The sequence below is a fragment of the Primorskyibacter flagellatus genome, from assembly GCF_014638275.1.
GTDB lineage: Bacteria > Pseudomonadota > Alphaproteobacteria > Rhodobacterales > Rhodobacteraceae > Pseudooceanicola > Pseudooceanicola flagellatus_A.
Genome location: NZ_BMFJ01000001.1, coordinates 1,503,962 through 1,518,208, shown reverse-complemented (window position 1 = coordinate 1,518,208; position 14,247 = coordinate 1,503,962). Strand labels below are relative to the sequence as shown.

The 14,247-nt window shown below is 69.1% G+C and carries 12 protein-coding genes; 6 read left to right on the top strand and 6 right to left on the bottom strand.

All coding sequences use genetic code 11. The annotated features are described in order from the left end of the window. Genes IEV87_RS07480 through IEV87_RS07460 form a run of 5 tightly spaced genes read right to left on the bottom strand, consistent with a single transcriptional unit; the run spans position 1 to position 4,838 of the window. On the bottom strand, positions 1-435 hold the full coding sequence (locus IEV87_RS07480; RefSeq protein WP_188477023.1) for a tripartite tricarboxylate transporter TctB family protein: 435 nt from the start codon (positions 433-435) through the stop codon (positions 1-3). A gap of 32 nt (positions 436-467) precedes the next feature. After that, entirely contained in the window at positions 468-2,552 is a 2,085-nt protein-coding gene (locus IEV87_RS07475; protein WP_188477022.1) for an acetate--CoA ligase family protein, read from the bottom strand. Further along, positions 2,549-2,869 (bottom strand): Zn-ribbon domain-containing OB-fold protein, encoded by a 321-nt coding sequence (locus IEV87_RS07470; RefSeq protein WP_188477021.1) that lies wholly within the window; start codon positions 2,867-2,869, stop codon positions 2,549-2,551. The genes IEV87_RS07475 and IEV87_RS07470 overlap by 4 nt, the downstream gene beginning before the upstream one ends. After that, a complete protein-coding gene (locus IEV87_RS07465; RefSeq protein WP_188477020.1) occupies positions 2,866-4,023 on the bottom strand; it encodes a thiolase family protein in 1,158 nt (385 codons plus the stop codon). Before IEV87_RS07465 ends, IEV87_RS07470 begins: the two co-directional genes overlap by 4 nt. Further along, positions 4,020-4,838: an IclR family transcriptional regulator gene (locus IEV87_RS07460; protein ID WP_188477019.1), complete on the bottom strand. Its 819-nt coding sequence runs from the start codon at positions 4,836-4,838 to the stop codon at positions 4,020-4,022. Before IEV87_RS07460 ends, IEV87_RS07465 begins: the two co-directional genes overlap by 4 nt. A gap of 221 nt (positions 4,839-5,059) precedes the next feature. On the opposite strand from IEV87_RS07460, the gene IEV87_RS07455 reads away from it, so the two are divergent. Then, positions 5,060-7,177 (top strand): acetate--CoA ligase family protein, encoded by a 2,118-nt coding sequence (locus tag IEV87_RS07455; RefSeq protein ID WP_188477018.1) that lies wholly within the window; start codon positions 5,060-5,062, stop codon positions 7,175-7,177. Here the strand turns inward: IEV87_RS07455 and IEV87_RS07450 are convergent. Continuing rightward, positions 7,123-8,064, bottom strand: a complete 942-nt coding sequence (locus tag IEV87_RS07450) for a LysR family transcriptional regulator (RefSeq protein ID WP_188477017.1) — start codon at positions 8,062-8,064, stop codon at positions 7,123-7,125. The genes IEV87_RS07455 and IEV87_RS07450 overlap by 55 nt on opposite strands. A gap of 165 nt (positions 8,065-8,229) precedes the next feature. Here IEV87_RS07450 and IEV87_RS07445 point away from each other — a divergent pair, with 165 nt between their 5' ends. From IEV87_RS07445 to IEV87_RS07425, 5 genes are read left to right on the top strand one after another with little or no spacing between them, the layout of a single operon-like run. Continuing rightward, on the top strand, positions 8,230-9,192 hold the full coding sequence (locus tag IEV87_RS07445) for a TAXI family TRAP transporter solute-binding subunit (RefSeq protein WP_188477016.1): 963 nt from the start codon (positions 8,230-8,232) through the stop codon (positions 9,190-9,192). Between the two features lie 7 nt (positions 9,193-9,199). Next, on the top strand, positions 9,200-11,068 hold the full coding sequence (locus IEV87_RS07440; RefSeq protein WP_229737466.1) for a TRAP transporter permease: 1,869 nt from the start codon (positions 9,200-9,202) through the stop codon (positions 11,066-11,068). Beyond that, on the top strand, positions 11,065-12,405 hold the full coding sequence (locus IEV87_RS07435) for an acyclic terpene utilization AtuA family protein (protein WP_188477015.1): 1,341 nt from the start codon (positions 11,065-11,067) through the stop codon (positions 12,403-12,405). Before IEV87_RS07440 ends, IEV87_RS07435 begins: the two co-directional genes overlap by 4 nt. A 1-nt stretch (position 12,406) precedes the next feature. Further along, complete coding sequence (locus IEV87_RS07430; RefSeq protein ID WP_188477014.1) at positions 12,407-12,742, top strand: AtuA-related protein; 336 nt, start codon at positions 12,407-12,409, stop codon at positions 12,740-12,742. Then, entirely contained in the window at positions 12,739-14,238 is a 1,500-nt protein-coding gene (locus IEV87_RS07425; RefSeq protein ID WP_188477013.1) for an acetyl-CoA acetyltransferase, read from the top strand. The genes IEV87_RS07430 and IEV87_RS07425 overlap by 4 nt, the downstream gene beginning before the upstream one ends. The last annotated feature ends 9 nt before the right edge of the window (positions 14,239-14,247 follow it).

The window sequence follows — 14,247 nt, the reverse complement described above, 5'->3', positions numbered from 1 at the left end:
TCAGGCGCCGATCAGGGGGACGGGCAGGCGCAGCCCGAAATGGAAGATGGCGATGCAGATCACGGCGATGACCGCCGAAAGCGTCACCCGTGCGGTCCACGAGATGTCGCGCATCGCAAAGGACGCCGCGAAGGCCGACAGCGCGCTGGTCGGCACCAGTCCGGCCCGGTCGACCAGCAGCGCGAACAGCGCGACGGCACCCAGAACAGCGGCCAGCGCCCTCAGCTGGGACCGGATCTCCGCCGGCCGGGCGATGCCGGTCGCGTCCCGGTCGAACAGCGCGATGCAGACCCCGATCATGCAGAGCCCGCCCGCAATCGCCAGCGGCAGGAATCCCGGTCCCATCCGGGACAGGCTGCCGACCGGCATCGCCATGGCCAGTGCCGCCAGCACAAGGCCCGCCAAAAGACAAAGCCCTCCGGCCAGTTGGTTCATCCGTATCATCCTGCTCCCCCCTCTGTTCCGGTTCAGGCGGTAAGGCCGACCTCTTCCTCCGCGACGACCTCGACCAGCGCATCCACCGCCCAGGCCCCGCGTTCGGCCACCATCAGCGGATTGACCTCGACGGACGCGACGGCGGGATCCTCCCGCAGCAACCGCGCAACACCCTGCGCCGCCCGCGCCACCGCATCGGCATCCAGTGCACCCTGGCCCCGGAAGCCCCGGAACAGCGGCGCGATGCGCAGCCGGTCGAGCGCGCGGTGCACCTCAGCGTCCGAAAACGGCGGGAGGAGCAGCTGGTTGTCCGGCATCGCCTCAACCGCGATGCCGCCGTCGCCGATCACCACCACGGGTCCGAAATGCGGGTCGTGATGGCCGCCGACGATCATTTCATGCCGGGCCGGGATCATCTCTGCCGCCAGCATGCCCGCCTCCGGGTGGCCGATCCGCTCCAGCGCGGCGCGGATTCCGGCCCATGCGGCGCGGACGGCATCGGCATCCCGCAACCCGACCCGGACAAGCCCGTGGTCGGACTTGTGCGGGATCGCCCCAGAACAGGCCTTGAGCACGATACCCGCAGGCACATCGGCCAGCAGCGCGATCGCTTCCTCCGCCGTGCCGCACAGCACCCGGCGCGGTGTCGCGATCCCCGCTGCGTCGAGCAGGGAGAGAGAGGCGAATTCGTCCCGCACCTCCCGCTTTCCCCCGGCGGGCCGCATGGTACGGTCGAAGGGCGCAGGCGCGGCCTCCCGCATCAGGCGGTGATGGTGGGCAAACTGCGCCATGGCGGCGACCGCATCATCCTCGCTGTCGAAGGCCGGCACGCCTTCGGCCCGGAACACCGCGCGCACATGGGGCTGGATGTTCGCCACGGCGGTCGGCTTGCCGCTTGCTTTCAGGAAGGCCCCCGTATCGCGCGCGAAACGGGGATAGTCATAGCCCTGGCCCGTCACCGGCAGCCCGACGAGGAACATGTCCACGTTCGGATCGGACCCGGCGACCGGCAGCGCCTCACCGAAAAGCCCGCTGTTGGAAAGCAGCGCCGCCGTGATGTCCACCGGGTTTCGCGGAGAAGCGAAGGCCGGAAGGATCGCGGTCAGCTTCGCCTCTGTCTCGGTCGTCAGGGCAGGGACCTTAAGCCCTTCCCGCTCTGCCGCATCCGAGGCCAGCACGCAGACCGCGCCGGAGTTGGAGATCACGGCGAGGTTCTCGCCACTCGGCTGCCAGCCGTGCAGGTACATCTCCGCCGCATGCACCAGATCCCGCGTGCCCCGCGCGCGCCAGATGCCGTATTTGCGGAAGAACGCCTCCACCACCCGGTGAGAGGTCGCGATAGCCCCGGTATGGCTCTCCGCCGCGCGCTTGCCGGTTTCGGACTCCCCCGGTTTCAGCGCCACGATCGGCACGCCCCGGTTCCGTGCCTTGATCGCTGCCTGCGCCATTGCCTCGGGGTCCGCGAGGTTTTCGATGTAGAGCAGGATCAGCCGGATCTCCGGGTCGTCCAGCACCATCGACACCATCTCCGCCGCCGAGATGTCGCAGTCGTTCCCGGTCGCGTTCACATAGCGCAGCCCGATCCCCTTGTCGCGCAGCAGCCCGTAGGGGACGACGCTCATCCCCCCGCTCTGGCTGATTGACGCGACGGGGCCGTCCATCGGCGGCGTCTCCACGAACATGGTCGAAAACGACAGGATCGCGCCGGAGCCGAAATTCGCGACCCCCTGGCTGTTGGGCCCGATCAGCCGCATGCCCGCCGCATGCGCCGTGGCGCGCATCCGCGCCTCCGTCGCCTTGCCCTCGGGCCCCGTCTCGCCAAATCCGCTGGCCATGATGACCGCAAGTTTCACGCCGATGCGCGCGCATTCTGCCACGGCCGGTTCCACCGCATCCCCCGCGACGGCGACGATCACCGCCTCCGGCGCTTCGGGCAGATCGGCGAGGGAGGGATAGCTCTTCAACCCCTGCACCATGTCGCGGCCCGGATTGACCGGGTAGATCGTGCCGGCAAAGCCGAATTCCCGCATGAACCGGATCGGACGCCCGCCGATCTTGTCGGGATTGTCGGAGGCCCCGAGGATCGCGACGCTTTTCGGGTTGAGCAGGGGGTTCATGCCGTGCCCTCCGCCGTTGCGTGCAACAGGCCGTCCTCCGCGCGGGTCAGCCGGACCCGCTGCCCGATGACAGATCCGCCGGGGCCGCGCGCCATGGCGCGGAACCCCTCGTCCATGTCGACCAGCAGGATTTCGTATGGAACGAGATGCGCCATCTCCTTCGACGGGGCCCGGTGCAGCATGGTCGCCGCCGCCACCGCGCCGGTGCCGCGGGCATCGCGCTGCGCCACGTCGCTGCTACCGCAGGCGGCGCAGAAGGGCCGGTCGAAATACTGGATCTGCCCGCAGGCGGTGCAGTGCTGGTAATGCATGGTCATTCCTCCGCCGTCAGGACAAGGCTCACATGGGCCGACAGCACACCGCCGTCGCCATGCACGAAGCCGACCTCCGGCACCTCTGCCTTCTGTCGCGCCCCGGCCTCGCCGCGCATCTGGGCCACGACCTCCGCCAGATGCGCCATGCCGCCCGCAACGCCCGGGTGCCCATAGGACAACAGTCCCCCATGGGTATTGAGCGCGAGCCCCCCGGTTCCGTACCGCCCCGCCTTTGCCTCTGCCGGCGCGGCGCCGCGGGCCGAGAACCCGATTTCCTCGAGCAGCATGGTCACGGTGATGGTGAAGCTGTCGTAGACGCCAAGCACCCCGACGTCTCGCACCGTGAGACCGGCCTCGCCGAAGGCCTGTTGCGCCGAGCGTGCCGCGCCCATGTCGTCGATATCGGTCATCATCGACAGGTGTTGCGCCATATGCGCCTGACCCGTTCCCGCAATCACCGGCCCGGTCCGGCCCAGCCCCGGCCGCGTCACCAGCACCGCCTGTGATCCGTCCGAGATCGGGCAGCAGTCCAGCAGCTTGAGCGGTTCGGCAATCGGACGCGACGCCATCACGTCGTCCACCGTGATCGGATCGCGGAACTGCGCGTCCGGATGCGCCGCCGCGTGGTCGCGCATCAGGACGGCCATCTCTGCCAGATCGGCCTCTGTCAGTCCGTAGCGGTGCATGTATTGCGACGCGAGCAGGGCGTAGTAGCCGGGGATCGTCGTGCCGTAGGGCACCTCGTAGACCGGGTGGCCGACCTGGGCGAGCGTCTGGATCACGTCGTCGCGCGACCGCTGCCCGGTCAGCCGGTTCTCTCCGCCGACAACAAGCACCGCGTTGCACTGGCCCGAGGCGACCAGCAGCCGTGCCAGCATCACCATGCCGCAGCCCGTTGCCCCGCCCATCTGGACAGCATGGGCGTAGCCCGGCTGTATGCCGAGGTGTTCGGCCAGGACCGACGCCAGCATCAGGTGCGGCATCGCGGTGGAATAGCCGACGAGGATGCCGTCCACCTCGCCCCGCGCCACGCCCGCATCGGCGATCGCGGCGTTCGCGGCCCGCGCCATCAGCGCCAGCGTGTCCGCCCCTTCGTGCCGCCCGAAGGCCGTGCCCCCGATGCCGCTGATCCGTGCCGCCGTCCCCGTCCGCGTCATGTGCTCTCCTCTCCCGTTGCCGCCAGCGGCGTGCCTTTCAGCCGCGCTTCCAGCCTGTCCCGTGTCTCCAGCAGCAGGGCCGTGGCCTTGCCGCCCCGCTCTCCCTTCAGACGGTCGCCGACCGCCGCGATGCTGATCGCCGCGATCACCGCGCCGTTGCGGTCGCGCACCGGTGCGCCGATCCCGGTCATGCCGGGCACGACGAAATCCGGCAGGTAGGTGAAGCCCTGCGCGCGGGACTGCGCGGCAAGCTCCTCGATCCGTTCCGGCCCGGCCTTGGGGAAGGCCGACATTTCCTCCGCGATTGCGCTGCGGATCTGCGCGCGCTCCGCATCGTCGAGCCATGAGTAAAGGCTGAGACTGCCCGCCCCGACGCCAAGCGGCCGCCGCCGCCCGACATCCAGCGACAGCGCCTGCAAGGGCCAGCGCCCCACATGCCGGTCGATGCAGAGCGAGTCATATCCGCTGCGCACCGACAGCAGGGTCACATCCTCCAGCTGGTCGGTCAGGTCCGCCAGCAGGGGACGCGCCTGCGCCCGGAGGTGGGAAATTGAATGCGGCAGTCCCATGGCGTGTTGCATGTCGCGAGACAGGGCAAAGTGCTTGTCCGCGCCGCGCACGACCGCCTGCTCCTCGACCAGATGGCCGAGGATGCGCGAGGCGGTGGCCTTGTGAAGCCCGGTCTCGCGCGCCAGGTCCGACAGCCTCCGGCCCCGGTCGCCACCCTGTGCGACGGCCCGCAGCAGGATCACGGTCCGGCGTATGCTGGAGGCTCCGCTGCGGTCTTCGTTTTCGGCATCGGCTTGGGTCACCATGGCGGAGATGTCTGCCGCCCTGACCCGCACTGTCAACCGTCGGAGGGACGGGCCGGGTTCAAAAGTATCGTCAGGTGAGACTCCGCTGCTTATCGGGCGAAGTCGTCGGGAGGCCCATTCAACTGATGCGTCTGGCGCACCATTTCCTGAAAATTTTGCACTTCAGTTCCTGATCGCGGCTGCGCACCCTAGCCGCCGGAGGAGAGCGAGGAGGCCCCGCAATGACACTGACTTCGGTCCTGTCCCCCCGGAGCGTCGCGATTGTCGGCGCTTCGGACAACACCGACAAGATCGGCGGAAGGCCGATCTACTACATGAAGCGGCAGGGCTATGCCGGGGCGCTCTGGCCGATCAATCCGGGGCGCGACCGGGTGCAGGGTCTGCCCGCCTTTCCAGCGCTGGACGCGCTGCCCGGTGTTCCCGACGCGGTGGTCGTCGCGGTTCCCGGACAGGCGGCCATCGACGCGGTGACGCAGAGCGCGGAAATGGGAGTTGGTGCCGCCGTCATCATCGCCTCGGGCTTCGGCGAGACGGGGCCCGAGGGCAAGGCCGCGGAAGTCCGGCTGCGCGACATCGCGCGTGCCGGCAACATGCGCCTGATCGGGCCGAACAGCCAGGGCCTCGCGAATTTCGGCACCGGAGCGATCCTGTCCTTTTCCACCATGTTCTCCGAGGCCGACCCGCAGGACGGCCCCGTCGCCATCATCTCGCAGAGCGGCGCGATGAGCGGGGTGCCCTATGGCCTGCTGAGGGGCCGGGGAATCGGCGTGCGCCATGTCCACGCGACCGGCAACGACTGCGACGTGACGGTGTCGGAACTGGCCTGCGCGGTGCTGGACGATCCGGAGGTGAGGCTGCTGCTGCTCTACCTGGAAAGCCTTGGGGACCCGGCCATGCTGGCGCGCGCGGCGGCGCTGGCACGGGCGCGCGGGGTGCCGGTGGTCGCGCTCAAGGCGGGCCGGTCGGAACGGGGACGCCGCGCCGCCGCCTCCCACACCGGGGCGATTGCCACGCCGGATCGGGTGGTGGACGCCTTCTTTGCGAAACACGGCATCTGGCGGGCGGACAGCATGGCGGAGCTGGTACACGCGGCCGACCTCTACCTGGCCGGGACGGGAGGGACGGAGGGCGGGTTGTGCGTCATCTCCTCAAGCGGGGCGAGCGGGGTGCTGGCGGTGGACGCCGCCGACCTTGCCGGGCACCCGGTGGCCGATCTGTCTCCCGCCAGCCTCTCCGCGCTGCGCGACACTCTTCCGGCCTTTGCAGGGATCGAGAACCCGATCGACCTGACCGGCGCGATCCTGTCCGACAGCACGCTTCTGCCGCGCGCCGCGAAAATCGCCGCAGACGACGCCGGGGTCGGCGCGCTGCTGGTCGGGCTGCCGGTGTCGGGCAAGGGATATGATGTGGAGGGCATGGCCGCGGGCGCGGCAGCGATAAGCCGGACCTCTGGCAAGCCCGTGGTGCTTTCCGCCGCGCAGCCCCGCATCCGCGCTGCCTTCGCCGCCAAGGGTGTTCCGGTGTTCGAGACGGATCACGCCGCCATCCGCGCCCTGTCCCAGGTCGCCCGTCACCGTGCCCTGATCGCCGCCGCCGATGCCGCCGGGGCCGGACCCGTCGAACGTGACGCGGGTGGCGGGCAGGGGCGAACGCTCAGCGAACCGGATTCGCTCGCCATTGCCGCGCGCCATGGCGTGCCGGTCGTTCCGCATCGGCGCTGCACGACGGCTGCAGACCTGAAGGCGTTCATCGCAACGCAGGACGGGCCGGTTGTGGTCAAGGCGATCTCGGCCGCCGTAGCCCATAAGTCGGACCATGGCCTTGTCCTCACCCACATCGACGCAGGCCGTGATCCGGAGACGGTCCTCGCCACGCTGAAGGAACGGATGGAGGCGCTCGGCCACCCCTTCGAAGGCGTGCTTGCCGCCCCCATGGTCCCGGCAGAGCGGGAGATCGTCGTCGGCGGTCACGTCGACCCGGTCTTCGGCCCCGTGGTGATGGTCGGCGACGGCGGCATCGCGGTCGAGGCGATGCCGGACACCGCACTTCTCCTTCCGCCATTCAGCGATGACGCGGTGCGGCAGGCGCTCGACTCACTGCGCATCGCTCCGCTGTTCCGCGGGTTCCGTGGACGCCGCCCGCTGGGTGCCGCCCCGTTGATCCGCGCCGCGCAGGGGGTGGCGACGATGCTGGCGGACGGCGGCGTCCACTCGGTCGACCTCAACCCCCTCCGCGTCACGCCCGACGGGGGCTGCGCGGTCGATGCGCTGGTGGTAACGGCCGCTCAGCCAGACCTGGTGAAAGGCGCGGGCCAGGGCGATGCCATGGAAAAATCATAGGCCAGGACCGCCTTCATGAAAGCCGTGGCAGCCGGGGACAGGGTGCGGTCGCGCAGCCGGATCATCCCGATCCGCCGCGTCAGGCTGGGCGCCACCAGCGGCCGCACGGTCATCGGCACGTTGCCGATCAGGTGCAGCGCCAGATAGGGCAGGGCGGTCACGCCCATACGGCGGATCACGAGGGTCAACGCGGTGGCGACATGCGTGACCTCGATCCTCGGCACCAGATTGATGCCGTTCTGGGTCAGAGCGGCCTCCATCAGCGTGCGAACGCTCGTGCCCGGCGAAATCGCGATGAAATCGTTCGCCGTCAGTTCGGTCCAGGTGTACGCCCGGTCTTCCTCGAGCGGGCCGCCGGGGGCCCCGACCGCCATGAAGTCGTCCTCGATCAGGGTGTGGAATTCGAGGCTGTCCGCGTTCTGAACCGGCATTGCGCAGAAGCCGAGGTCCGCCTTGCCGGAAATCACCGCCTCCGCCACCTGTTCGGCCAGCGCGTCGAAGATCTTCAGCTGCACGCCGGTGCGGGAGTCGGCGAACTGCGACACCACCGGTGACAGCAACCCCGCCACGGTGGAGGGCAGCCCCGCGATCGTTACCTGACCGCGGCGCGCGTCCAGGTAGCCGTCGAAATCCGCCATTGCCGTCTGCGCCTCGGTCACCAGCCGGTCGGCGAGCGCGCGGAACCTGTGGCCCTGCGGGGTGAGCGAGACGTTGCGCGTGTCCCGATCGAACAGCCGCGCGCCGATGCGGTCCTCGATCCGTGCGATCAGTCGGCTCATCGCCGGACCGGACAGACCGGCCTGTTCCGCCGCCATGCGGAAGCTGCCGCTTTCCGCCAGCCAGAGGAAGGCCTGCATGTCGGCCAGGTCAAGATTGAGTCGTTTCATGCAATAGTCGCTGCAAACTTTTCACTTCACTTATCAATCACCCCTGCGGAGACTGTCAACTGCCCCGGCCGCAACGGTCGGCGGTCCGGGACGGGAGACCCGGTCAGGACAGACCCCGCGCCCCGGCTTTTCGGCGCAGGCGGTCGACCAAAGGGAGGAAACATCATGAATCTGGGCAAACTGCTCGGCCTCGCCGCATTTGCGGCCACTCTGGGCACCGCGCCGGTCGCGGCCAAGGACCTGCTGATCGGGTCCACATCCGCGTCGTCCAGCCACTACGGCTATTTCGTCGCCGTCGCCAAGGTCATCAACGAACAGGTGGACGGCGCATCGGCCTCCGTCGTGGAAACCGGCGCTTCCTTCGACAATCTGCGCCGGCTGGAGCGCAACCAGATCGACATGGGCCTGCTGACCACCAACCTCGCGCAGCACGCCCTGACCGGGACGCAGAGCGAGGAGGGCAAGCCCTATGACCTGCGCATGCTCTGGGTCTATTCCAACGTGATCCAGAACGTCATCGTGCGCGAGGATTCCGGGATCGAGTCCCTCTCCGACCTGAACGGCAAACGCTTCAACCCCGGCATCAAGGGGTCGGGCACCGAAAGCACTGCCGAAGCGGTCCTCAGGACGCTCGGCATCGAACCTGAAATGGTGCGCGGATCGACCACCGACGTGGTGGGGCTGGTCAAGGACAACCGCATCGCCGGCTACATCAAGTCCGGCGTGGGCGAAAAGCTCGACAGTTCCACGCTCGACATCCAGACTTTCACCCCGATCCGCGTCCTCTCCCTGACAGAGGAGCAGAAGGCCACCCTGCGCGAGAAGATGCCCGACATTTCCGTCGTGGAAATTGCAGGCGAGGGCGAGGTTCCCGCCCGCGATACCTGGAGCTTTGCCGTCGGAGTCGTCGTGCCCGCCACGATGGACGAGGAGCTGGCCTACCAGATCACCAAGGCCATTCTGGAGGACGACAAGATCCAGGGTGCAGCCATGGCCTCGGTCAAGGGCGTGGACCTCGGGCAGCTGACAATCGACTATTCAACGGTTCCCCTGCACCCCGGCGCCCTGCGCTACTTCGAGGAGTCAGGCCGCACCGTGCCCGACCGCCTGAAGCCGGACGCCAGCTGACGGGCACATGATGCGGGAACGGTTCGCGGCGGTACTGGCGGTCATCCTGGGACTCTTCGTCCTCTGGACCGCCGGTGCCGGACCCTTCGAGAGCATGATTCAGAGGGCGATCTTCCTCGCCCTGGTCACGGTACTGGGCTACGCGCTCTACCCGCTCGGGGCGGGGACGTCCTGGCGCTGGATGGGGCTTGGCATCGATCTCCTGCTCGGCGCGGCGGCGGTGGCCGCCTGCGCCAGCGTCATCTGGCGGTACGAGGAGATCATGACCAGCCTGCCCTGGGCGACCCCATGGGACATCGCGCTGACCGCGGGGCTGGTCCTGTCGACTCTGGAACTGGGCCGACGCGCCGTCGGCGGCATCTTCCCGGTGCTGGTCGGGGCCGGACTGGCCTATGCGCTTCTGGGGAAGTACATCCCCGGAGCGCTTGGCCACCGCGGCTTCGACGTCTACTTCGTCACCGAAACCCTGCTGCTCGGCGATCTCGGCATCTGGGGCATGCTGCTTGGTGTCGCCGCCACCGTGATCGCCGCCTTCGTGCTCTTCGGTTCGCTCCTGCTGCACACCGGCGGCGGGCAGGCCTTCATGGACCTCGCCACCCGCCTCGGCGGGCGCAGCCCCGGCGGCGCAGCAAAGATCGCCACCATCGCCTCGGGCCTTTTCGGGATCGTATCGGGCTCTGCCGTTGCCAATGTGGCGACCACCGGCAACTTCACGATTCCGATGATGCGCCGCCTGAATTACCCGGCGCCCTTCGCCGCTGCGGTAGAGGCCGTCGCCTCCACCGGGGGCCAGATCGCCCCGCCGATCATGGGGGCCGCCGCCTTCGTCATGGCCGAGATCCTCGGCATCAGCTACCTCACGGTCATGGTCGCCGCGATCATGCCGGCGCTGCTTTTCTATGTCTCCGTCTTCGTGACGGTCCACATCATCGCCATCCGCAACGGCCTGCGCCACGCCCCGGACGAAGAGATGCCGCCCTGGTCGCAGATCGTCGCCCCGCGCCGTTCGCTGCCCGTGCTTGCGGCCATCGGCGGGCTCATGGGCGGCATCCTCATGGGGCGGTCGATCACCACGGCGGCCTTCTACGGCATCGTCGGCCTCATCGTCGCCTTCCTGCTGACCGGCTTCGGCCCGCGCACGCCGCGGGAAATGGGGCGCAAGCTGCTTGACGGGCTGGGCGATGCAGGGCGCGGCATGGTCATCATCGGCGTGCTGCTGGCGGGGGCGCAGGTGCTGGTCTCCATGGTCAACATGACCGGGGTCGGGGTCACGCTGTCCTCACTCATCGTCACGCTGGCGGGGGACAACGTGGTGCTGGTCGCGGTGATCGTCGGTCTGGTCTGCCTCATCATGGGGATGGGCCTGCCGACGACCGCCGCTTACGTGCTGGTCGCCGCCGTGCTCGCTCCCGCGATGACCGACGTCGGGATCGAACCGCTGGCCGCACACATGTTCGTCTTCTACTTCGCCACGCTCTCCGTCATCACGCCGCCGGTGTGCGTCGCGGTCTTCGTCGCCGCCGGGATCGCGCAGACCAACTGGCTGACCGCGGCGTTCGAGGCGGTGCGGCTGGCCGCGCTGGTCTACCTCGTCCCCTTCCTCATCCTGATCTATCCCGGCCTGATCGGGCAGGACGGGCTCGCCGCGGTGGCTGAGGCCGCGATTTCCGGTGCGGTGCTGGTGGTGGCGGTTCCAGCGTTGCTGGCCGGCATGGCGCTGACCGGCAACCGGGCGCTGGACGGGGCGATCTGCATCCTCGCCATCGCCTGCGCCATCGCCCCCTACTGGGCACTGCCGCCGCTTGGCGCGGCGCTGATCGCTGGCGGCCTGATCCTGGGTCGCCGCACCCGCAACATGGAGGGCGCACGCCCATGACCGACACGACACGCACACTCCGCATCGGCGGCGGCGCGGGCTTCTCCGGCGACCGTATCGACCCGGCAGAGGCGCTGGCCCGCGACGGCAGGCTCGACTACCTCGTCTTCGAGTGCCTCGGCGAACGCACCGTGGCGCTGGCGCAGAAGGCGCGGCGGCTGGACCCGGACAAGGGCTACGATCCCTGGCTGGAACGAAGGATGCAGGCGGTGCTGCCGCATTGCGCGCGAAACGGCACCCGGATCGTGTCGAACATGGGCGCCGCCAACCCCCGCGCCGCTGCCAGGGCAACCCATGCCATCGCCCGCGACCTCGGCCTGAAGGGGATGAAGATCGCGGCGGTAACCGGGGACGATATCCTTGCCCGCGTCCAGGACCTGAACCCCGAAGTCGAGGAACTGGGCCATCCGCTCGACCGGCTCGGCAACCGCGTCGTGTCGGCCAACGCCTATACCGGGGCCGGGGCCATCGTGACGGCGCTCGGGCAGGGGGCGGACGTGGTGCTCTGCGGGCGGGCGGCGGATCCGGCGATGTTCCTCGGCCCGCTGATCCATGAATTCGGCTGGTCGATGCAGGACTGGCCGAAGCTGGGTCGCGGCACCATCGCCGGGCACCTGCTGGAATGTTCCTGCCAGGTGACCGGCGGCTACTTCGCCGACCCCGGCGTGAAGGATGTGCCCGACCTCGCCAATATCGGCTACCCGATCGGAGAGATCGACTCGGAGGGCAACCTCACCCTGTCCAAGCTGCCCGGCACCGGCGGGCGGCTGGACCGGCGGACCTGCACCGAACAGCTGCTTTACGAACTGCACGACCCCGCGCGTTACCTGCAGCCCGACGTCATCGCCGATTTCTCGGCCGTGACCCTGACCGAAACCGCCCCCGACGAGGTGCGGGTCGAAGGCGGAACAGGGCGTGAGAGGACCGGGCTGCTCAAGGCTTCCGTCGGCTACGTCGACAGTTTCATCGGCGAGGGTCAGATCAGTTACTCTGGACCCGGTGCGCAGGCGCGCGGGCGGCTGGCACTGGAAGTGCTGGAAAGCCGGCTCGCCCGGCTCGGCCTGCCGGTGCAGGAGGTCCGCGCCGAACTGATCGGCATCGACAGCGCCTATCCCTCGCGGCAGGGGGACGCGCCCGAAGTCCGCGTGCGCCTTGCCGCGCGCTGCGAGGATGCGGAAACCGCGCAGATGATCGCGGCAGAGGTCGACGGGCTGTACCTCGCCGGTCCGGCGGGCGGCGGCGGCGTGACGGCCACGGTGCGCGAGATGATCGGCATCGGATCGGTCTATGTGCCCGAGGCGCTGGTCACCCCGGAAATCGAGATGATGGAGAACTGAGATGATCCTGCGCGACCTCGCCCATTCCCGCGCCGGGGACAAGGGCAACACCTCCAGCCTTTCGCTGATCGCCTACGACCCCGCCGACTATGTCGCCCTGCGCACGCTCATCACGCCGGACCGGGTGAAGGCCCATTTCGCCGCCCTCGGCGTGACGGAGGTGACCCGCCATGACCTGCCTGGCCTCTCGGCCATGAACTTCGTCATGAAGAACGCGCTGGCGGGGGGCGTGACCCGGTCGCTGGCACTGGATGCGCATGGCAAATCGCTGAGCTCCGTCTTCCTCGCCATGGAACTGGACCCGGCAGAGGTCGCCGCGGCGCGGGCGGCGGCATGAGGGACCCGGAGCGCATTCCCGTCATCGTCGGCGTCGGGCAGATCGCCGACCGGCCGGACCACTGGCAGGACGGGCTCGACAGTCTTGGCCTGATGGAGGCGGCGCTGCGCCGCGCCGACGCGGATGCGGGCGGCGGCTGGCTGTCCGACCTGGACACGCTGGCGACGGTCGACCAGATCTCCTGTCCCGACCTGACAACCATCGCCGACGACCTCGCCGCCCGGCTTGGCGCGACGCGGGCAAGGACCGAGACAACCGACATGCCCCATGGCGACAGCCCTGTCCGCCTTCTGAACGAGGCCGCCAACCGCATCGGTGCGGGTGAGATCCGCATCGCCGCCATCGTGGGTGGCGAGTCCCTGCGCACCTCTGCCGCCCGCGCCCGCGCCGGGGACCCCGGCAAGCGCCCCGGCGACATCCTGCGCGGCTCTCCCAAGCGGCTTGCCAATCCGTTTCGCGCCGCACATGGTCTGAACGCGCCGACCGACATGTACCCCCTTTACGAAAACGCCACCCGCGAAGCCTGGGGCCAGACGCTCGCCGCGGGGCAGGGCGAAACCGGCGCGATCTGGTCGCGCATGGCGAAGGTCGCCGCCGACACCGAAGGCGCCTGGATCCGCAGCGCTCCGGATGCGGAGGAGATCGTCACCCCGTCCCCCGCCAACCGTCCGATTGCCCATCCCTATACGAAGTTCATGGTCGCCAATGCCTCCGTCAATCAGGGGGCCGGGTTCATCGTGACCTCGCTGGCCGAGGCCCGCCGCCGTGGCCTCCCGGACAGCCGTACGGTGCATGTCGGCCTCGGCGCGGCGGCGAAAGAGCCCGCCGAACTGCTCGATCGCGAAGGCTACACCCGCTCGCCCTCCATGCAGGCTGTTTTGACGGCGACGCTGGCCCGCAATGCCGTCACCGCCGCGGATCTGGCGCATGTAGAGCTCTACTCCTGTTTTCCCTGCGTACCCAAGATGGCGCGCCGTATCATCGGCTGGCCCGAGGACCGGCCCGTCACCGTCTTTGGCGGTCTGACCTTCGGCGGCGCGCCTGTCGCGAACTACATGGGTCACGCGATCGTCTGCATGACAGACCGGCTGCGCGGGACCGGAACGAAGGGATTGGTCTACGGAAACGGCGGTATCGTGACGACCAACCATGCCATTCTGCTGTCCGGCGCGCCGCTCGCGGACGCGGTGTTCCCGCAGGATTTCGACGTGCAGGCCGATGCCGACGCCCTGCGCGGCCCGCCCCCCGGCGTGTCGGACAGTCACACCGGCCCGGTGAGCGTGGAAAGCTGGACGGTGCACTACGACCGCGACGGGGCGCTCCTGCGCGGCGTCATCGTGGCCCGCCTGCCGGACGGGATGCGCACGCTGGCGCTCGTCCCGCCCGACGATACCGCGACCATCGCGGAGATGATCTCTGGCGATGCACTGGTCGGACGTGCCGGACGGATCGACCGGAAGGGCGATCTGCGTGTCTTCCGGTTCGCAGCCGCCTAACCCGGTCAA

Bases quoted from the DNA above. Each gene is read 5' to 3' on its own strand.
- IEV87_RS07480 (WP_188477023.1), bottom strand. From the start codon at position 435: ATGAACCAACTGGCCGGAGGGCTTTGTCTTTTGGCGGGCCTTGTGCTG.
- IEV87_RS07475 (WP_188477022.1), bottom strand. From the start codon at position 2,552: ATGAACCCCCTGCTCAACCCGAAAAGCGTCGCGATCCTCGGGGCCTCC.
- IEV87_RS07470 (WP_188477021.1), bottom strand. From the start codon at position 2,869: ATGACCATGCATTACCAGCACTGCACCGCCTGCGGGCAGATCCAGTAT.
- IEV87_RS07465 (WP_188477020.1), bottom strand. From the start codon at position 4,023: ATGACGCGGACGGGGACGGCGGCACGGATCAGCGGCATCGGGGGCACG.
- IEV87_RS07460 (WP_188477019.1), bottom strand. From the start codon at position 4,838: ATGGTGACCCAAGCCGATGCCGAAAACGAAGACCGCAGCGGAGCCTCC.
- IEV87_RS07455 (WP_188477018.1), top strand. From the start codon at position 5,060: ATGACACTGACTTCGGTCCTGTCCCCCCGGAGCGTCGCGATTGTCGGC.
- IEV87_RS07450 (WP_188477017.1), bottom strand. From the start codon at position 8,064: ATGAAACGACTCAATCTTGACCTGGCCGACATGCAGGCCTTCCTCTGG.
- IEV87_RS07445 (WP_188477016.1), top strand. From the start codon at position 8,230: ATGAATCTGGGCAAACTGCTCGGCCTCGCCGCATTTGCGGCCACTCTG.
- IEV87_RS07440 (WP_229737466.1), top strand. From the start codon at position 9,200: ATGATGCGGGAACGGTTCGCGGCGGTACTGGCGGTCATCCTGGGACTC.
- IEV87_RS07435 (WP_188477015.1), top strand. From the start codon at position 11,065: ATGACCGACACGACACGCACACTCCGCATCGGCGGCGGCGCGGGCTTC.
- IEV87_RS07430 (WP_188477014.1), top strand. From the start codon at position 12,407: ATGATCCTGCGCGACCTCGCCCATTCCCGCGCCGGGGACAAGGGCAAC.
- IEV87_RS07425 (WP_188477013.1), top strand. From the start codon at position 12,739: ATGAGGGACCCGGAGCGCATTCCCGTCATCGTCGGCGTCGGGCAGATC.